Origin of the sequence: Paragemmobacter ruber, assembly GCF_009908315.1 — a bacterium.
GTDB classification, from domain to species: domain Bacteria; phylum Pseudomonadota; class Alphaproteobacteria; order Rhodobacterales; family Rhodobacteraceae; genus Paragemmobacter; species Paragemmobacter ruber.
On sequence record NZ_JAAATW010000004.1, the window covers coordinates 233361 to 250538 of the forward strand.

General features: G+C 67.7%; 18 protein-coding genes. 7 read left to right on the plus strand and 11 right to left on the minus strand.

Annotated features, from left to right (window positions below; all coding sequences use genetic code 11):
- Positions 1–6: 6 nt before the first annotated feature.
- Complete coding sequence (locus GU920_RS17140; protein ID WP_161768337.1) at positions 7–495, minus strand: peroxiredoxin; 489 nt, start codon at positions 493–495, stop codon at positions 7–9.
- 87 nt (positions 496–582) lie between these two features.
- Here GU920_RS17140 and GU920_RS17145 point away from each other — a divergent pair, with 87 nt between their 5' ends.
- The 3 genes from GU920_RS17145 to GU920_RS17155 are packed head-to-tail and all read left to right on the plus strand — an operon-like array spanning position 583 to position 2998.
- On the plus strand, positions 583–1791 hold the full coding sequence (locus GU920_RS17145; RefSeq protein WP_161768338.1) for an NAD(P)/FAD-dependent oxidoreductase: 1209 nt from the start codon (positions 583–585) through the stop codon (positions 1789–1791).
- Complete coding sequence (gene rsmD / locus GU920_RS17150) at positions 1788–2351, plus strand: 16S rRNA (guanine(966)-N(2))-methyltransferase RsmD (protein WP_161768339.1); 564 nt, start codon at positions 1788–1790, stop codon at positions 2349–2351. Before GU920_RS17145 ends, rsmD begins: the two co-directional genes overlap by 4 nt.
- Complete coding sequence (locus GU920_RS17155) at positions 2348–2998, plus strand: HAD family hydrolase (RefSeq protein ID WP_161768340.1); 651 nt, start codon at positions 2348–2350, stop codon at positions 2996–2998. The genes rsmD and GU920_RS17155 overlap by 4 nt, the downstream gene beginning before the upstream one ends.
- A gap of 181 nt (positions 2999–3179) precedes the next feature.
- On the opposite strand, the gene mbfA is transcribed toward GU920_RS17155, so the two are convergent.
- Complete coding sequence (mbfA, locus tag GU920_RS17160) at positions 3180–4157, minus strand: iron exporter MbfA (RefSeq protein WP_161768341.1); 978 nt, start codon at positions 4155–4157, stop codon at positions 3180–3182.
- Between the two features lie 159 nt (positions 4158–4316).
- Between mbfA and GU920_RS17165 the strand changes: the two genes are divergently transcribed.
- The gene (locus GU920_RS17165; protein ID WP_161768342.1) at positions 4317–4475 is read left to right on the plus strand and encodes a hypothetical protein; all 159 of its coding nucleotides are present in this window, start codon (positions 4317–4319) and stop codon (positions 4473–4475) included.
- 8 nt (positions 4476–4483) lie between these two features.
- Here the strand turns inward: GU920_RS17165 and GU920_RS17170 are convergent, their stop codons facing one another.
- A complete protein-coding gene (locus tag GU920_RS17170; RefSeq protein ID WP_161768343.1) occupies positions 4484–4831 on the minus strand; it encodes a DUF2794 domain-containing protein in 348 nt (115 codons plus the stop codon).
- 234 nt (positions 4832–5065) lie between these two features.
- Entirely contained in the window at positions 5066–6073 is a 1008-nt protein-coding gene (locus GU920_RS17175) for an asparaginase (RefSeq protein WP_161768344.1), read from the minus strand.
- 188 nt (positions 6074–6261) lie between these two features.
- Between GU920_RS17175 and GU920_RS17180 the strand changes: the two genes are divergently transcribed.
- Entirely contained in the window at positions 6262–6786 is a 525-nt protein-coding gene (locus GU920_RS17180; RefSeq protein ID WP_161768345.1) for an invasion associated locus B family protein, read from the plus strand.
- Positions 6787–6837: 51 nt separating this feature from the next.
- On the opposite strand, the gene GU920_RS17185 is transcribed toward GU920_RS17180, so the two are convergent.
- Both GU920_RS17185 and GU920_RS17190 read right to left on the minus strand, forming a co-directional pair.
- On the minus strand, positions 6838–7074 hold the full coding sequence (locus GU920_RS17185) for a hypothetical protein (protein WP_201744208.1): 237 nt from the start codon (positions 7072–7074) through the stop codon (positions 6838–6840).
- A gap of 97 nt (positions 7075–7171) precedes the next feature.
- Positions 7172–7435: a type II toxin-antitoxin system ParD family antitoxin gene (locus tag GU920_RS17190; RefSeq protein WP_161768346.1), complete on the minus strand. Its 264-nt coding sequence runs from the start codon at positions 7433–7435 to the stop codon at positions 7172–7174.
- Between the two features lie 142 nt (positions 7436–7577).
- Here GU920_RS17190 and rlmN point away from each other — a divergent pair, with 142 nt between their 5' ends.
- Entirely contained in the window at positions 7578–8762 is a 1185-nt protein-coding gene (gene rlmN, locus GU920_RS17195; RefSeq protein WP_161768347.1) for a 23S rRNA (adenine(2503)-C(2))-methyltransferase RlmN, read from the plus strand.
- A 75-nt stretch (positions 8763–8837) separates the two neighbouring features.
- On the opposite strand, the gene GU920_RS17200 is transcribed toward rlmN, so the two are convergent.
- On the minus strand, positions 8838–10091 hold the full coding sequence (locus GU920_RS17200; RefSeq protein ID WP_161768348.1) for a cation:proton antiporter domain-containing protein: 1254 nt from the start codon (positions 10089–10091) through the stop codon (positions 8838–8840).
- 236 nt (positions 10092–10327) lie between these two features.
- On the opposite strand from GU920_RS17200, the gene GU920_RS17205 reads away from it, so the two are divergent.
- A complete protein-coding gene (locus GU920_RS17205) occupies positions 10328–11533 on the plus strand; it encodes a winged helix-turn-helix domain-containing protein (RefSeq protein ID WP_161768349.1) in 1206 nt (401 codons plus the stop codon).
- A gap of 89 nt (positions 11534–11622) precedes the next feature.
- Here GU920_RS17205 and GU920_RS17210 read toward each other — a convergent pair whose 3' ends face one another.
- The 4 genes from GU920_RS17210 to dapE form a co-directional block, all read right to left on the minus strand.
- Positions 11623–12870 carry a lytic murein transglycosylase gene (locus GU920_RS17210; protein WP_161768412.1) on the minus strand — a complete coding sequence of 416 codons (1248 nt, stop codon included), beginning with the start codon at positions 12868–12870 and terminating at the stop codon, positions 11623–11625.
- Between the two features lie 104 nt (positions 12871–12974).
- Positions 12975–15233: a ribonuclease R gene (rnr, locus tag GU920_RS17215; RefSeq protein ID WP_161768350.1), complete on the minus strand. Its 2259-nt coding sequence runs from the start codon at positions 15231–15233 to the stop codon at positions 12975–12977.
- A 196-nt stretch (positions 15234–15429) separates the two neighbouring features.
- The gene (locus tag GU920_RS17220) at positions 15430–15849 is read right to left on the minus strand and encodes a GNAT family N-acetyltransferase (protein WP_161768351.1); all 420 of its coding nucleotides are present in this window, start codon (positions 15847–15849) and stop codon (positions 15430–15432) included.
- Positions 15850–15851: 2 nt separating this feature from the next.
- Positions 15852–16997: a succinyl-diaminopimelate desuccinylase gene (gene dapE / locus GU920_RS17225; RefSeq protein ID WP_161768352.1), complete on the minus strand. Its 1146-nt coding sequence runs from the start codon at positions 16995–16997 to the stop codon at positions 15852–15854.
- Between the last annotated feature and the right edge of the window lie 181 nt (positions 16998–17178).

Below are 17178 nucleotides of genomic sequence, written 5' to 3' on the forward strand. Positions count from 1 at the left end.
TATGCGTCAGATCGCCTTGAGCAGCGCCTCGCCGCCCGAGATTTCGCAGGCGCCGGGGCTTTCCTCCAGATGCAGCGCCTTGACGACGCCGTCCTCGGCATAGAGCGCGTAGCGTTTGGAGCGGGCGAGCAGGCCCACGGGGGGCGCGTCAAAGGCAAGGCCCATCGCCTTGGTGAAGCTGGAATCGGCATCGGCCAGCAGGGTGAGGCCGGCGGCGGTGGCGCCGGTGGCTTCGCCCCAGGCCTTCATCACGAAGGGATCGTTGACCGAGACGCAGATGATTTCATCCACGCCCTTGGCGGCGAAGCCGTCCTTGGTGCGGATGAAGCTGGGGACATGGGCGGAGTGGCAGGTGGGGGTGAAGGCGCCGGGAACGGCGAAGATCACCACCTTGCGACCCTTGGCCTTGTCATGGAGCGACACGGCCTCGGCCCCGGTTTCGCCCATGCGGATCAGCGTGGCTTCGGGCAGCGGCTGGCCTACGGAAATCGTCATTCTTGTCCCTCGTGTCGTTGCGTTTCACTTGCGGAGGGATATAGGGTCCGGCCCGGGCTTCGGCCAGATGAAAACGGGGGACGGGCGATGGCGCATGTGGTAATCGTGGGGGCAGGGCAGGCGGGGGCGGCCTGTGCGGCAAAGCTGCGGGCGCTGGGTTTTGCGGGCGAGGTCACGATCATCGGCGAGGAGCCCGCGCCGCCCTATCAGCGGCCGCCTCTGTCGAAGGCCTATCTTCTGGGCGAGATGGAGGAGGAGCGGCTGTGGCTGCGGTCGGCGGAGTTCTATGCCGAACAGGGGATTGCGCTGCGGCTGGGCGCGCGGGTGGAGGCGATCGACACGGCCGCGCGGGTGGTGACGGTGGGCGGCGACGCGGTGGGATATGATGAACTGGTGCTGACCACGGGATCGGTGCCGCGGCGGCTGCCTGCGGCGATCGGTGGCGATCTGGCGGGCGTGTTCACGGTGCGGACGCTGGCCGATGTGGATGCGATGCGGGCCGAGTTCGTGGCCGGGCGGCGGCTGGTGATCGTGGGGGGCGGCTATATCGGGCTGGAAGCGGCGGCGGTGGGGGCCAAGCTGGGGCTGGCGGTGACGGTGCTGGAGATGGCGCCGCGCATCTTGGCACGCGTCGCGGCGCCGGAGACATCGGATTACTTCCGCGCGCTGCATGGCGCGCGGGGGGTGACGATCCTGGAATCGACGGGGCTGGAGCGGTTGCTCGGCGAAGGGCGGGTCACGGGGGTGCGCCTGTCGGACGGGCGGGAACTGCCTGCGGATTTCGTGATCGCGGGGGTGGGGATCGTGCCTGCCACGGCGCTGGCCGAGGCGGCGGGGATCGCGGTGGAGAACGGGATCGCCTGTGACGCGATGGGGCGGACATCGGCTCCCCATGTCTGGGCGGCGGGCGATTGCGCGTCTTTCCCCTGGAAGGGCGGGCGGCTGCGGCTGGAATCGGTGGGCAACGCCATCGACATGGCGGAAGCCGTGGCCGAGAACATCTGCGGGGCGGCCAAGCCCTATGAGGCGCTGCCCTGGTTCTGGTCGGATCAGTATGACACCAAGTTGCAGATCGCGGGGCTGAACACAGGCTATGACCAGATCGCCACGCGGGCCGGGGCGGAGGGGGCGGTGTCCTTCTGGTACTATCGCGGGGCGGAGCTGCTGGCGGTGGATGCGATGAATGACAGCCGCGCCTATATGGTGGGCAAGCGGTTGATCGAGATGGGAAAATCCCCTGATGCGGCGCTGGTCGCGGATGTCGCGGTTGATCTGAAGACGCTGCTGAAGGCATGAGGATCATCGGCGGCCAGTTCCGGGGGCTGCATCTTGCGCCCGTGGGCGAGGGGGATGCGAAGGCGCATCTGAGGCCCACGTCGGACCGGGTGCGGGAAGCGATCTTCAATCTGCTCATCAATGGGGGTTACGGAGACCCGATCACGGGGGCGCGTGTTCTGGACCTGTTTGCCGGGACCGGGGCGCTGGGGTTGGAGGCCATCTCGCGCGGGGCGGCGCGGGCGGCGTTCGTGGATGACGGGGCGGCGGCGCGGGCGCTTTTGCGGCGGAACATCGAACTGACGCGGACGATGGGCGTGACGGATGTCTGGCGCCGGGATGCCACGCGGATGGGGCCGAACCGGGGGCCAGGCTACGGGCTGGTGTTTCTGGACCCGCCCTATGGCAAGGGGTTGGGCGAAAAGGCGCTGGCGTCCTGTGTCGAGGGGGGATGGATCGCGCCCGAGGCGATGATCCTGTGGGAAGAGGGGATGGCGCCGGTGATCCCGCAGGGTTTCGAGCGGCTGGATCAGCGCGCCTATGGCGATACGGTGGTCACCATCCTGAGGGCCGGGGCATGAGACCCGCCGCCGTGATCTTTGATTGCGACGGTGTGGTTGTGGACAGCGAGCATCCGACGCTGATCATGATACGCGACGATCTGGAACGCCATGGCCTGCGCCTGACGCTGGAAGAGCTTGAGACGGGCTATATGGGCGGGACGGTGGAGACGGTGGCGGCCAAGGCGCGCGCCAACGGGGCGCGGCTGCCCGAGGGCTGGGTCAGCGATTTCTACGCACGGATGTATGCGATGCTGCGGGCCTCCGTGCCGCTGATCCCGGGTGTGGTGGGGGTGCTGGACGCGCTGGATGCGGCAGGGATCCCCTTTGCGATGGGATCGAACGGGACGCCCGAGAAGATGGCCATCACGCTGGGACAGCATGGGTTGGTGGAACGGTTTCGGGGGCATCTCTATTCGGGGCAGGCGATGGGCCGGCCCAAGCCTGCGCCGGATCTGTACCTGCACGCGGCAGGGCGGTTGGGGGTCGATCCGGGGGCTTGCGTCGTGGTCGAGGACAGCGCGGCGGGGGCGCGGGCGGCGCGGTTGGCGGGGATGCGGTGTTTCGGCTATGCGCCGAAGGGCGTGCATTCGGGATTGGTGGCCGAGGGGGCGGTGCTCTTTGGCGATATGGCGGAGTTGCCCGCGCTGCTGGGGGTTCGGCCGTGATGGGCTGTGCCGGTGCGCGGGCGCTATCCTGAGCGTGCAGGTCGCGGGTGGGGTGCGGGCTGGGTAGGATGGGCAGGATTGCCCATCCTACGGGATGAAGGGGCGCTGGGTAGGATGGGCAGAACTGCCCATCCTACGGGGTGAACGGCGCAAGTCCTGCGTCACGACCTGCGTCCGGCGATCAGCCCCCGCCGATCAGCGCGCCGGCCGCAAAGACCAGCGCACCGCCGACGACGACCTGCAGGGCCGCGCGGAGGAAAGGGGTTTCCATGAAGCGGTTCTGGATCCATGCGATGGCCCAGAGTTCCACGAAGACCACCACCATCGCGATGATCGTGGCGGTCCAGAAATCTGGGATGAGGTAGGGCAGGGCATGGCCCATGCCGCCGACCGTCGTCATCACACCGGAGGCGAGGCCGCGTTTCAGGGGTGAGCCGCGCCCGGACAGGACGCCGTCATCATGCGCGGCCTCGGTAAAGCCCATGCTGATCCCGGCGCCGACCGATGCCGCGGTGCCGACGAGGAAGGTGGTCCAGGTGTCCTGTGTCGCGAAGGCGGTGGCGAAGATCGGCGCGAGGGTGGAGACGGAGCCATCCATCAGCCCGGCAAGCCCCGGCTGCACCCAGGTCAGGATGAACTGGCGGCGGGCGGTGCGGTCTTCGTCGCTGCGCGCGTCGTCGGTTAGGTGGCGCTCGGCCAGGTCGGTGGCTTTGCGTTCATGGCCAGCCTCGGCTGCGGCGAGATCGCCCAGCAGCTTGCGGGTGGCGGCGTCGGTCGTGCCTTGGGCGGCGCGGGCGTAGAAGCGCTGCGCCTCTTGTTCCATGGCCGCCGCCTCGCCCCGGATCGTGTCGAGCGGCAGGTTCCGGGCCAGCCAGACGGGTTTGCGGGCATAGTGGCCCGCCACGTGTTCGCGGCGGATGAGGGGGATCACCTCGCCAAAGCGGGTGCGGTGCAGGTCGATCAGGCGCTGTCTGTGCTGGTCTTCCTCGGCCGCCATGCCATCGAAGAGGGCGGCGGTGGCAGCAAATTCGCCGCGCAAGCGTTCGGCGTAGCTGCGGTAGATGCGGGCATCGTCTTCTTCCGACGAGATGGCGAGGGCGAGGATTTCCTGTTCCGACAGATCGGCAAAGCGGCGGCGGGTGGTCAGGCCGGGGATCATGAGCGACTCACTGGAATTAGAATAGTTCTAATTTAGAGGGCCATGCAGATTGGGCAAGGTGAAAAATTGAACCGATCTGTTCACTATTGCCTTGAAAAGGTGAACCGATCGGTTCATATTCTTGAGTGAACGAAACAGTTCATTTCAGGAGAGAGAACGATGAAGCGTCTTGCCCCCCTTGCCCTGATCCTTTCTGTCCTTGCCGGGCCGAGCCTTGCGGGAAGTTTTGGGTTTGATCTGCCGACCTTGACCTGGCCCAGCGATGGCGGGGCCGCGCCGGATGGCACCACGGTGATGGGCACGAAATCGGGCCGCTGAGGCGGGCGTCAGTCGATCGGGCGGATGAGCTTGCGTTCCAGCACGCGCAGGACGGCCGACAGGTCGTGGCCGCGGCGCAGGATCTGGCCGTCCATCCCGACGACGGCATACATCCCCTGCCGCGCGCGCAGCTTGGGGTGTTTTTCGATGCGGTAGAGCGGGTTTTCCGCCGTGCGGCGGAAGATGGCGAAGACGGCATATTCGCGCAACGTGGAGATGCCGTAATCGCGCCATTCCCCGAGCGCGACCATGCGCCCGTAGAGGGTGAGGATCAGCGACAATTCGCGCCGGTCGAAGCTGACCTGTTCGGTCAGGCGCAGGGAATTGGGGAACGGGGTCGGGGGCTGGACCGTCATTGGGCAAGCTTACGCGCTTGGGCGGGCAAATCAAGCCTTGGACCTGCCGCGAAGAGTCCGCCGAAATACCCTGATCTGATCTGATTTCCGCCCTGATCGGGGGGCATACACGGTTGCAGACGACAGGCCGGGGTCGATTTCAAAGCCCCCACCAAGCGTCGGCCTCGGCCGGTCTGTCGTAACAGGGGGCCCCCGTCAAGCGCGACGGGGGCCTTTCCTTTTGTGGCGTGGCGATCACGGGAAGGCCGGGGCGCGGCGGATGATGCCGGTTTCCATGCCGCGCCAGTTCTTTTGCACGGCGTCGAGGCGTTTCAACGCGGCCGGATGCGCGGGGTCGAGGACGCCGAGTTTCACCAGCAGGGCGGCGATGGCCCCTTCGGCGCCGCGGGTGCCGCCGTCGGTGATCTTGAGCGCGATGCCCATTTTCCGTTCGGGCACGATGGCGATGAAGACGGCCTCGGCCCCGGTCTTGATGGCGACGCGGCCGTCCATCGCGCGCATGAGTTCGGTGCAGGCGCGGCCTTCGCCGGCGACCATTTCGGGGTGCTGGCCCATGGCGCGGGTCAGGCGGTGCATGGCGCGGTCGCGCGCATCGCCCGTGCCGGTGGCGGCGGCGAAGCGGGCCATGGCGCGGGCGAGGCCGTGGACAGAGGTGGCGAAGTTGGGGGCGGAGCAGCCGTCGATGCCGTAGCCGGGGGAGGATTCGCCCGTCACCTCTTCATGCGCCTGTTTCGCGGCGCGTTGGACGGGGTGATCCACCGCGACATATTCCGCATCGCCCTTGAGGTGGCGGTTGAGGGTGAGGAAGCCTGCATGTTTGCCGGAGCAGTTGTTGTGGCACTGGCAGGGTTTGGCATCGGCCTTGATGAGGCGGTTCCGCTCTGCCGTGTCATAGGGTTCATGCGCGCCGCAGCGCAGGTCGTCATCGCTGAGGCCAAGGTCGGAGAGCCAGCGGGTGACGGCCTCGGTGTGGATCGCCGCGCCCTGATGGCTGGCGCAGGCCAGCGCCACCTGACGGTCGGTCAGGCCATGCGCATCCGCCGCGCCGGATTCCAAGAGCGGCAGGGCCTGGATCATCTTGCAGGACGAGCGGGGGAAGATCACGGCGGCGGGATCGCCCCAGCTTTCGACGATATCCCCGGAGGCGTCGCAGATCACGGCATGGCCGAGATGGGTGCTTTCCAGCATCCCGCCGCGCCAGAGTTCGATCATGGGGGCGGGCAGGGGGCGGGTGGCGGGCATGGGGTCCTCCGTCAGCGTCACAGATGCGCGATTTTCTGCCCAAGGGGCTTTCGCGGATTGGTCTTTCTCGATTAAAAGGGAGTATCGAGTTGGCAAGTCCTGCGCCACAGGAAAAGGTTTGCGCGGCCCCGGAAGGGGCGGCGACAGGGCCGTGGGCGGACAAGAGGCAAAGTGCGGAGGCCTACCCCATGACCACCCTGTTCGGCCGCGTCCTTGGCGCTGCTCTGTTTGCGGCAAGCCTGACCGGCGGCGCGGCGTTTGCGCAGGAATCCGATAACCGTGTGGCGGTGACGTCGGACTGGAACGTGTTCACCGAAGAAGAGCCGAAAGAATGCTGGGGCGTGACCGTCCCGCGCGAGACGGTGAACACCCGCGACGGCCAGCCGGTGCAGGCGCGGCGGGGGGATATCCTGCTGTTCGTGACCTTCCGGCCGGGGCGGCCGGGCGAGATTTCCTTTACCGGGGGCTATCCTTTCGCCAATGGCTCGACCGTGGCGATGAATGTGGATGGCACGAGTTTCGAGCTGTTCACCGATGGTGAATGGGCGTGGCCTGCCTCGCCCGAGCAGGATGCGCAGCTGCTGGCGGCGATGAAGGCGGGGACGTCGGCGGTTTTGACCGCACGGTCGGAACGCGGGACGCAGACGCAGGACACGTTCAGCCTGCGCGGGTTCACCGCGGCGATGACGGAAGCGGAATCGCGCTGCCAGTAAGGGCGGCGGGGATTGCATGGATTTGGCCCCCGGTTCGGGGGCCTTTTCGTTTCAGTCGGGGGCGAGCAGGCGGGCGAGGATGCGGGCGTCATGGTCCTGCCCGCCGAAGAAGATGGCGAGGAGGCGGATCACCTGCCGGTCTTCGATTAGATCATAGTAGAAGATGGCGCGATCCTTCGTGACGCGGCGGGTATTCTGGCCGAGTTCGGGGCAGCGGGTGCCTTGGTACGGCGCGTGGGTCAGGGCGGCGGCGGCGGCCATGATTTCTTCAAGACGCCTGTCGGCCATCGCGATGGCGCGGCTTGGTGGTTCCCCTTTGGCGATTGCGCTTTGCCTTATGAAGCGGGCGATTGAGATCAGGTCCCGTCGAATGCCGGGGACGGCGTCAAGCGTCCAGCCCAAGATCGCCCCGATCCTTGGCGAGATCGTCTTTCACAAGACGCTCCAACTCCTCGAAGGACAACGAAGGTTCTTTCCGCCGCTGTTCCAGAAGCGCGCGCAGGGCATCGCTGGCTTCGAAATCGCGGCGGAGGAGTTCTAGGCCCTGCTGGATCACCGCGCTGAGGCTGCTGTAGCGGCCCTCGGCGACGAGGCGGCGGGCGAAGGCATCCTGCTGGTCGGTCAGGGAGATGGAGGACTTGACGGTCATCTTGAGGCCCTTGGTCGGTGCTACTGGGTAGTATGTGCGGCGGGTGGGGGGGGTGGTCAAGGCGCGGGCGCGGGGGTGGCTTTCGTTTTTCGGGCGAATCCCCTATATCAACGCCTTCCCGGCCTTTCAGGACAGATGACCCATGACCGCTACAGCGCCCATCACGCAGGACGTGCTGACCATCCCGCGCAAGCTGCCGGAGGGGGGGCGGACCAATATCATCGGCCTGACGCGGGATCAGCTGCGCGCGGCGCTGATCGCGGCGGGGACGCCGGAGCGGCAGGCCAAGATGCGGCTGGGGCAGATCTGGCAATGGGTCTATCACTTCGGCATCCGCGATTTCGCGGCGATGACGAACCTTGCCAAGGAGTATCGCGCGCTGCTGGCCGAGCATTTCGTGATCGAGGTGCCGGAGGTGGTGTCGCGGCAGGTGTCGGCGGATGGCACGCGCAAGTATCTGGTGCGGATCGCGGGCGGGCATGAGGTGGAGACGGTCTATATCCCGGAGGAAAACCGGGGGACCTTGTGCATCTCTTCCCAGGTGGGCTGCACGCTGACCTGCTCCTTCTGCCATACGGGGACGCAGAAGCTGGTGCGGAACCTGACGGCTGGGGAGATTGTCGGGCAGGTGATGCTGGCGCGGGACGATCTGGGGGAATGGCCTGTGCCGGGGGAACCCAAGGACGAGACGCGGCTGGTGTCCAATGTCGTGCTGATGGGCATGGGTGAGCCGCTCTACAACTTCGACAACGTGCGGGATGCGATGCGCGTGGTGATGGATGGCGAGGGGCTGAGCCTGTCGCGCCGCCGGATTACCCTGTCCACCAGCGGCATCGTGCCCGAGATCGCGCGGACGGCGGAAGAGATCGGCTGCCTTCTGGCGGTATCCTTTCACGCGACGACCGACGAGGTGCGCGACAGGCTGGTGCCGGTGAACAAGAAGTGGAACATCGCCACGCTGCTGGACGCGCTGCGCGACTATCCGCGCCTGTCGAATTCGGAGCGGATCACGTTTGAATATGTGATGCTGAAGGGCGTGAATGACAGCGATGCCGATGCGCGGCGGCTGGTGAAGCTGATTGCGGGGATTCCTGCGAAGATCAACCTGATCCCGTTCAACGAATGGCCCGGCGCGCCCTATGAGCGGTCGGACTGGGAGCGGATCGAGGCCTTTGCCGACATCATCTACAAGGCGGGCTATGCGAGCCCCATCCGCACCCCGCGCGGCGAGGATATCATGGCGGCCTGCGGGCAGTTGAAATCGGCCACTGAGCGGGCGCGGAAATCGGCGCGCGAGATCGCGGCGGAGGCCGGGCTGGGCGGCTGATCCGGCCGGGTCTTTTGGGATTGGCCACCCCCTCCCCGACCCTCCCCCGTGCCGGGGGAGGGAGGGTGCTTCGCCTCAGGCCGGGGTATCGGTGGGGGGCGGTGGGGCGTGGCGCGCGGTCCAGCGGTCGAGCCAGGCAAAGAGCAGCGGGTTGGCGAGGATCGACAGGAGCGCGCCCGCGACGACGAGATCCTTCGCCTCGGGCGGGACGATGGCGAGTTTCACGCCCATCACGATCAGGATGAAGGAAAACTCGCCGATCTGGGCGAGGCTGGTGGCGATGGTCAGCGCGGTGCCCTTGTCATGGCCGAAGGCGCGCACGATGCCGTAGGCGGCCGCGGATTTCACGGCGAGGATGATGGACACCGTGGCCAGCAGGGCAAGCGGCGCCTCGATGATGATGGCCGGATTGAAGAGCATGCCCACCGAGACGAAGAACAGGACGGCAAAGGCGTCGCGCAGCGGCAGGGTTTCGCGCATGGCCTGCTGGCTGAGCGTGGAGCCTGCCATGACCATGCCGGCGAAGAAGGCCCCCAGCGCGAAGGAGACGCCGAAGATCTGTGACGAGCCATAGGCCACGCCGAGCGCGATGGAGAGGACCGCAAGGCGGAAAAGCTCGCGGCTGCGGGTATGGGCGACGTAGTGCAGGATCCACGGGATCACCTTGCGCCCGACCAGCAGCATGATCGCGACGAAGGCCGCGAATTTCACCAGCGTGACCGACAGCGTGGCGGTGACGGGGCCGAAGCCGAGGCGCAGGACTTCCTGCGCGGCCTCGCCCTCTACGGGCTGGGCGGTGCCGCCGAGGAGCCCCGCGAGCGGCGGGATGAGGACGAGGGCGAGGACCATGACCACATCCTCGACGATGAGCCAGCCCACCGCGATGCGGCCCCGGCCCGTAGCGACAAGGTCGCGGTCCTGCAGGGCGCGCAGCAGGACGACGGTGGAGGCGACCGAAAGCGACAGGCCGAAGATCAGCCCTGCGCCGAGGCCCCATCCCATGAGGAGCGCGAGGGCAACCCCGGCCGCCGTGGCCACCGCGATCTGGCCGATGGCGCCGGGGATGGCGATGCGGCGCACGGAGAGCAGGTCCTTGAGCGAGAAGTGCAGCCCCACCCCGAACATCAGCAGGATCACGCCCAGTTCGGCCAGTTCGGTGGCAAGGTCCTGATCGGCGACATAGCCCGGCGTGAAGGGGCCGATGATGAAGCCCGCCAGCAGGTAGCCCGCAAGCACGGGCAGGCGCAGGCGCTGGGCCAGAAGGCCCATCACGCAGGCTAGAGACAGACCGATGACGATGGTGGCGATGAGCGGTGTATCGTGGGGCATGTACCGTACGGCTTGAACAGAAGGATGGTCTGGCACCGCCGCCGACCGAACGGGCCGGGCAGGGCGATCCATGGCGAAGGGCTGATGAATGAATGAAGAATAGGCGGTTGCTGGGGCGATGCAATCGCGCTGCGGCCTGTTGTGATCACGTTTTTCGGGCGGATTTTTCAGAATGTTGCAAGGCGGGAAGGGCTGGGGGCTTGGCCAGTGCGGGGGCGGGCTGTTACGGCTGTGGGATGAGCGTTCCCCTGATCCCGAATGACCGCGCGCGGCGGCTGTTTCTGGCGCGTCACGCGCTGGCCGAACCGCCGGTGGGGGCGGCGGGTGGTGCGGCGCTGGCGGGGCTGGTCGCGCGGATAGGCTTTGTTCAGGTGGACAGCATCAACACCGTGGCGCGGGCGCATGACATGATCCTGTGGTCGCGTCGCCCGGCGTTCCGCCCGCCCGCGCTGGCGCGGCTGGTGGAGCGGGAGCGCGCGCTGTGGGAGCATTGGACGCATGACGCCGCGATCCTGCCGGTGGGGCTGTGGCCCTATTGGCGGCACCGTTTCGCCCGCGATGCGGCGCGACTGGAGGGCAACTGGCGCCGCTGGTTCCGCGATGGCTATGAGGCGCAATTCGACACGATCCTTGATCGGATCTCCCGTGACGGCCCGGTGACGAGCGCCGAGGTGGGCGCGGGCGAGGTGCGGGGGCGGGGCGGGTGGTGGGACTGGCACCCGTCGAAGACGGCGCTGGAATGGCTGTGGCGGACGGGGCAGCTGGCGATCACGCGGCGCGAGGGGTTTCGCAAGGTCTATGATCTGGCGGAGCGGGTGATCCCTGAGGCGCAGCGCCGGGTGGAGGTGGACGAGGCGGCGCTGGTCGAATGGGCCTGCCTGTCGGCGCTGGAGCGGCTGGGCTTCGGGACGGCGGGCGAGGTGGCGGCCTATTGGGATGCGATCCGGCCGGAGGAGGCGAAGGCCTGGCTGGCGGGCGCCCTGCGCGCGGGCCGTGTTGAAGAGGTGGCCGTGGAAGGCGCAGAGGGCGCGCGGCGGCGTGTTTTCGCGCTGCCGGGGCTGGCGGGGGCCGAGGTGCCGGAGCCACCTGCGCGGCTGCGGGTGCTGTCGCCCTTTGACCCCGCGCTGCGGGATCGGGCGCGGGCAGAGTTCCTGTTCGGCTTCCGCTACCGGATCGAGGTTTTCGTGCCAGAGCCGAAACGGGTGTTCGGTTACTATGTCTTTCCGCTGCTGGAAGGGGCGCGGCTGGTGGGGCGGATGGATGTGAAGCGCGCGGGCGATGTGCTGGCCCTACGCGCGGTCTGGCCCGAGCCGGGGGTGGGTTTCGGCAAGGGGCGGCTGGCGAAGCTTGAGGCGGAACTGGACCGGCTGGCGGCCTTTGCGGGCTGCGGGCGGGTGGAATGGGCGGAGGGCTGGCTGCGCGCGCCCAAACGGCAACCTTGAGTCTGCCTGCTTCCCCGTTGGTCAAATATCCTCGGGGGGTGAGGAGCGTAGCGACGAGGGGGGCAGACGGCCCCCCTGCCAGGCTGCCATCAACGCAGCCGCATCAGGAGAGAGGGCGAGGCATAGCCATCAGGCACCATGCCGATGGATAGCTGGAAGGCGCGCACGGCGGCGAGGGTCTTGGGGCCGATCCTGCCATCCACGCCGCCGGTATCGAACCCTGCGGCGGTGAGCCGGGCCTGCAATTCGCGCCGTTCGTCGCCCGTCAGGGCGCGATCCTGCCGGGGCCATGCCGCGCGGATGGGCGGGCCGCCGGTCAGCCGGTCGGAGAGGTGGCCGATCGCGATGACATAGGCATCGGCGGTGTTGTAGCGCTCGATCGCGCGGAAATTGGGCGTGATGAGGAAGGCCGCCCCCTGCGCGCCTGCGGGCAGCAGAAGCTCGGCCGGGCCGATGTCGGGCAGGGCGCCGCCGTCTGCGCTGCGTAGGCCAAGCGCGGCCCAGTCGGCGATGGGTTTGGCCTGACCGTTGCCGGCCAGCATGTAGTCGATCCCGTTGGGCAGCGTCACCTCGATCCCCCATGGCACCCCGGTCTGCCAGCCGGATTTCGCCAGATAGGCCGCGGTGGAGGCCAACGCGTCGGTGGGATCGTCCGACCAGATGTCGCGCCGCCCGTCGCCATCGAAATCCACGGCAAAGCTGTGAAAGCTGGAGGGGATGAACTGGGTATGCCCCATCGCCCCGGCCCAGCTGCCGGTGAAATTCTCCAGCCGCGCGTCGCCGCTTTGCAGGATGCGCAGCGCGTCGATCAACTGGCCTTCGAAGAAGGCGCCGCGGCGGCCGTCATAGGCGAGTGTGGCCAGTGCCTCGATCACGGGGATATCGCCGCGATTGGCGCCGAAGCTCGATTCCAGCCCCCAGACGGCGACAACCACTTCCCGGGGGACGCCATAGGTGGCTTCCAGCCGGTCAAGCAGGGCGAGGTTGTCGCGGATCGCGGCGCGGCCGTTTTCCACCCGCAGGTCGGACACCGCGCGGTCGAGGTAATCCCAGATGGTGCGGGTGAACTCGGCCTGGTTGCGGTCTTTTTCGATGACGTCGGGGTTATAGCGGAGGCCCGCGAGGGCGCGGTCGAGGATTGCGGGGGAGATGCCTGCGGCCAGCGCCCGGGGGCGGAAACCTTCGGCCCATTGCGCGAGGCCCGACTGGGTGCCGATCTGGATCACGATGCCGTCTCCGGGGGCGATGTGCTGTGGCGTGGCAAGGTGCGGCAAGGCGGCGGGGTCTGCAAGGGCGGGTAGCGGAAGGAGGGAGAGGGAAAGGATCGCTGCACGCATCACGTCACCTGCCTGTCGGATCATTCTTGTGGTTTGGGCAGAAGATAAGGCAGCGCCGCCCCGGCACAAAGATGCCGGGCGCGCGTGCGGGCGGAGAGTTGCCGTCAGCGCCGTTTGCGGATGACCTTGCGTTTGAGTTTCGCATCGCGGGCGGCGGCGGCGCCGGGTTTGCGGGGCGAGAACCGGCCCTTCTTGCCGGCGCGCGGGCTGCGCGGCAGGGGGGCGCCGTCGAGCGAGATCAGTTCCAGCGTGAGGCCACCGGTGACGGGGATCGCCTCCGAGAGCCGCACGGTGACCTTTTGCCCGATGCCAAGCGTCAGGCCTGTATCGGCGCCCATCAGCGTTTGCGTCTGGTCATCATAATGGAAGAATTCGCGCCCCACCTCGCGGATCGGGATCAGGCCGTCGGCTCCGGTTTCATCCAGCTTCACGAAGAGGCCAAAGCGTTGCACGCCCGAGATGCGGCCGGTGAATTCGCTGCCCACGCGGTCGGACAGGTAGGCGGCGAGGTAGCGGTCGTTGGTGTCGCGTTCGGCGGTCATCGACCGGCGTTCGGCATCGGAGATCAGCTTGGCGGTCTCATCCAGGGTTTCGATGTCCTGCGGGGACAGACCGTCGCGGCCCCAGTCGTGGCCTGCGATCAGGGCGCGGTGGACGATCAGATCGGCATAGCGGCGGATGGGCGAGGTGAAATGGGCGTAGCTACGCAGCGACAGGCCGAAATGGCCGAAATTCTGCGGGTGGTAATAGGCCTGCGTCATGGAGCGCAGGGTGGTGATGTTCATCAGCTCGTCAAACTCCGTCCCCTGCGCCTGTGCGAGCAGGCGGTTGAGGTGGGCGGTTTTCAGGACCTGCCCCTTGGCCAGGGTGAAGCCCGACGCCTCGGCCACTTCGCGGAGCGCGTCGAGTTTCTCTGGGCTGGGTTCTTCGTGGACGCGGAAGAGGAGGGGGCGTTTCAGGCGGGTCAGTTCCTCGGCCGCGGCGACATTGGCGAGGATCATGAACTCCTCGATCAGGCGGTGGGCGTCAAAGCGTTCGCGGAAGGCGACGGAGAGGACCTTGCCTTCGTCGGACAGCACGATCTTGCGTTCGGGCAGGTCGAGATCGAGCGGCTGGCGCAGGTGGCGGGCCTTGGTCGCGGCGGCATAGGCGGCGTAGAGGGGGGTGATGACCCGCTCCATCAGGGTGGCGGTGCGTGGGGTGGGGTGGCCGTCCTGCGCCTGCTGCACCTCTTCATAGGTCAGGGACGCGGCAGAGCGCATCATGCCCCGGACGAAACGGTGGGAGATCTTGTTGCCCTCGGCATCCAGTTTCAGGCGGACGGCGAGGCAGGGCCTGTCCACGCCTTCGTGCAGTGAACACAGGTCGCCCGACAGGACATCGGGCAGCATGGGAACCACGCGGTCGGGGAAATAGGTGGAATTGCCGCGTTTGCGCGCCTCGCGGTCAAGGGCAGAACCGGGGCGGACGTAATGGGCGACATCGGCGATGGCGACCCAGGCGATATGGCCGCCGGGATTTGCGGCGTCTTGGTCTGCCTCGGCGAAGACGGCATCGTCATGGTCGCGGGCATCCGACGGGTCGATGGTCACGAGGGGCAGGTCGCGCAGGTCTTCGCGCCCGTCGAGGGGAGCGGGCTTTGCAGCCTCGGCCTCGGCGATGACCGGATCGGGGAAGTGGTCGGGGATGCCGTGCTGGTGGATGGCGATGAGCGAGACGGCCTTGGGCCCCATCGGATCGCCCAAGCGGGCCACGATGCGGGCGCGGGGCAGGCCCATGCGTTTGGGGCCGTGCTGTTCGGCCTCGACCAACTCCCCGTCGCGGGCGCCTGCCGTGTCGTCGCGGCCGACGAGCCAGTCCTTGTCGGTCCCCTTGTCGATGGGGATGATGCGGCCGCCTTCGGCGGATTTGCGGAAGATGCCGAGCAGCTTGACGGGGTTCGATCCGAGGCGGCGGATGAGGCGGGCCTCATACTGGTAGTCATCGAGATCGACCTTGGACAGGCGGGCCAGCACCCGGTCGCCTGCACCGAGGGCCGGATCGCCCTTTTTGGGGATGAAGAGGATGCGGGGGGCGTCTTCGGCTGCGCCCTGCCATTCCATGGGGCGCAGGAAGATGTCGCCCTGCGCATCGGGCGGCAGGGCGGTCAGCAGGGTGACGGGGGGCAGCGTGTCGGGATCGCGGTAGCTGCGGGCCTTTTTGGTGACCGCGCCTTCGTCTTCCAGTTCGCGCAGGATGCGCTTGAGGTCGATCCGTGCGGCGCCCTTGATGTTGAAGGCCTTGGCAATGTCGCGTTTGGCCGAGAGGCCGGGATTATCGGCGATCCACTGGAGTATCTGGGCTTTGGTGGGGATGTCCTGCATGGACCTGCCCTAGCACGGGTTGCAGGGAAAGGCCATTCCTTCGGACGGGGGGCCCGGACGCGCCGCCCGGGGGTGCTTCGCCCCCCGGACCCCCAGAGGATATTTGCGCAACGGGGAAGGGGGCAGGGGGAGGGGGCGCTTGCGGCCGGAGGGGCGCGGGTGGCGAACCTTGCCTTCGGGCAGTCGCCCCGCCGCGTTACAGGGGGAGGGTCATGTCGCGGTGGGGGATGCCTGCGTCCATGTATTCTGGGCCGGCGGGGGTGAAGCCCAGGCGTTCGTAGAAGCCGATGGCATGGGTCTGGCTGCCGAGTTTGGCGATGGTCATGCCCTGGGCGCGCAGTTCCACCAGCGCGGCGCGGATGAGGGCCGCGCCGAGGCCGGTGCCGCGGTGGCTGGGCAGGACGCAGACGCGGCCGATCTTGCCGGTTTGGCCAAGGAGGAGGAGGCGGGCAGAGCCGACGGGCCGGCCCGCATCGGTGGCGAGGAGGTGGATCGCCGCATCGTCCTTGTCGTCGATCTCATCCGCCTCGGGGACGCCCTGTTCTTCGATGAAGACCACGCGGCGGAGGTGGCGGCAGGTGGCGATGTCGCGGGTGGGGGTGATCTGGATCGTCATGGTCAGGATGCCGCGAAGTAATCCCGCAGGATGCGGGTGTAGATGGATTTGAGCTGGTGGATCTGTGCGACCTCTACCCGTTCATCGACCTGGTGCATGGTTCGGCCCACGAGGCCGAATTCCACCACGGGGCAGTGATCCTTGACAAAGCGGGCGTCGGAGGTGCCGCCGGTGGTGGAAAGTTCCGGCGTTACGCCCGTTTCGGCCTGCACGGCGCGGGAGACGAGGGCCGACAGATCGCCCGGGGGCGTGAGGAAGCTTTCGCCGGAAATCTGGATGCGGGTGGCGATGGTGACGCCGGTTTCCTGTTCCACCTTGGCCGCTTCGCTGCGGAGCCATGTGGCGACGGCCTCGCCCGTATGGGCATCGTTGAAGCGGATATTGATGGTGGCGCTGCCGCGGGCGGGGATGACGTTGTTCGCGGGGTTGCCGCAGTCGATCGTGGTGATCTGGAGGGTGGAGGGATCGAAGTGATCGGTTCCCTGATCCAGTTGATCGGGCAGGCGGGAGAGGAGCGTGGTCAGCGCGCGCATGGGGTTCCTAGCGCGGTGGGGATAGGCGGAGTGGCCCTGCACCCCGGTGGCGGTGAACCAGGCGGTGAGCGAGCCGCGGCGGCCGATCTTCATCATCTGGCCCATGTGATCGGGGCAGGTGGGTTCGCCTACGATGCAGTGGGTCATGCCTTCGCCGTTCTGTGCCATCCAGTCGAGCAGGGCGACCGTGCCATCGGTGGCGTCGCCTTCCTCATCCCCGGTGATGGCGAGGATTACGGCCCCGTCGGGGGGCGTGTCCTGCACGAAGTCGATGGCTGCGGCGGCGAAGGCGGCGACGCCGGATTTCATGTCGGTCGCGCCACGGCCATACATCCAGCCGTCCACGACAGCGGCGCCGAACGGGTCTTGTGTCCAGGCGGCGCGGTCGCCCACGGGGACGACATCGGTATGGCCGTTGAAGCCGAAGCTGCGGTTTGCGCCCCGCGTGCCCCAGCGGGCGAAGAGGTTGGCGGTGCCGTTCCTGTCCACCCGGGTGCAGGTGAAGCCTGCCTTGGTCAGCAGGTCCTGCAGCAGCACGAGCGCCCCGCCTTCGGTGGGCGTGACCGAGGGGCAGCGGATCAGGGCGGCGGTCAGGGTGGCGGGATCGGTGGGCATGGCTGTCCTTTCGGCGGGGCGGGACAGGCATAGCCCCTGCGCGGCAGGGCCGCAACCGGGGGGCATCCGTGGCGGAGGCGGGGGTGGGGGTTGGGGCAGCCAGAAATGAGACGGATCGGCGGGGCGGAAGTTTAGGGCGGCCAGACTTCTGCGCGGCCAAGGCCATACTTTCGGACGATTC

Bases quoted from the DNA above. Each gene is read 5' to 3' on its own strand.
- GU920_RS17140 (WP_161768337.1), bottom strand. From the start codon at position 495: ATGACGATTTCCGTAGGCCAGCCGCTGCCCGAAGCCACGCTGATCCGC.
- GU920_RS17145 (WP_161768338.1), top strand. From the start codon at position 583: ATGGCGCATGTGGTAATCGTGGGGGCAGGGCAGGCGGGGGCGGCCTGT.
- rsmD (WP_161768339.1), top strand. From the start codon at position 1,788: ATGAGGATCATCGGCGGCCAGTTCCGGGGGCTGCATCTTGCGCCCGTG.
- GU920_RS17155 (WP_161768340.1), top strand. From the start codon at position 2,348: ATGAGACCCGCCGCCGTGATCTTTGATTGCGACGGTGTGGTTGTGGAC.
- mbfA (WP_161768341.1), bottom strand. From the start codon at position 4,157: ATGATCCCCGGCCTGACCACCCGCCGCCGCTTTGCCGATCTGTCGGAA.
- GU920_RS17165 (WP_161768342.1), top strand. From the start codon at position 4,317: ATGAAGCGTCTTGCCCCCCTTGCCCTGATCCTTTCTGTCCTTGCCGGG.
- GU920_RS17170 (WP_161768343.1), bottom strand. From the start codon at position 4,831: ATGACGGTCCAGCCCCCGACCCCGTTCCCCAATTCCCTGCGCCTGACC.
- GU920_RS17175 (WP_161768344.1), bottom strand. From the start codon at position 6,073: ATGCCCGCCACCCGCCCCCTGCCCGCCCCCATGATCGAACTCTGGCGC.
- GU920_RS17180 (WP_161768345.1), top strand. From the start codon at position 6,262: ATGACCACCCTGTTCGGCCGCGTCCTTGGCGCTGCTCTGTTTGCGGCA.
- GU920_RS17185 (WP_201744208.1), bottom strand. From the start codon at position 7,074: ATGGCCGACAGGCGTCTTGAAGAAATCATGGCCGCCGCCGCCGCCCTG.
- GU920_RS17190 (WP_161768346.1), bottom strand. From the start codon at position 7,435: ATGACCGTCAAGTCCTCCATCTCCCTGACCGACCAGCAGGATGCCTTC.
- rlmN (WP_161768347.1), top strand. From the start codon at position 7,578: ATGACCGCTACAGCGCCCATCACGCAGGACGTGCTGACCATCCCGCGC.
- GU920_RS17200 (WP_161768348.1), bottom strand. From the start codon at position 10,091: ATGCCCCACGATACACCGCTCATCGCCACCATCGTCATCGGTCTGTCT.
- GU920_RS17205 (WP_161768349.1), top strand. From the start codon at position 10,328: ATGAGCGTTCCCCTGATCCCGAATGACCGCGCGCGGCGGCTGTTTCTG.
- GU920_RS17210 (WP_161768412.1), bottom strand. From the start codon at position 12,870: ATGCGTGCAGCGATCCTTTCCCTCTCCCTCCTTCCGCTACCCGCCCTT.
- rnr (WP_161768350.1), bottom strand. From the start codon at position 15,233: ATGCAGGACATCCCCACCAAAGCCCAGATACTCCAGTGGATCGCCGAT.
- GU920_RS17220 (WP_161768351.1), bottom strand. From the start codon at position 15,849: ATGACGATCCAGATCACCCCCACCCGCGACATCGCCACCTGCCGCCAC.
- dapE (WP_161768352.1), bottom strand. From the start codon at position 16,997: ATGCCCACCGATCCCGCCACCCTGACCGCCGCCCTGATCCGCTGCCCC.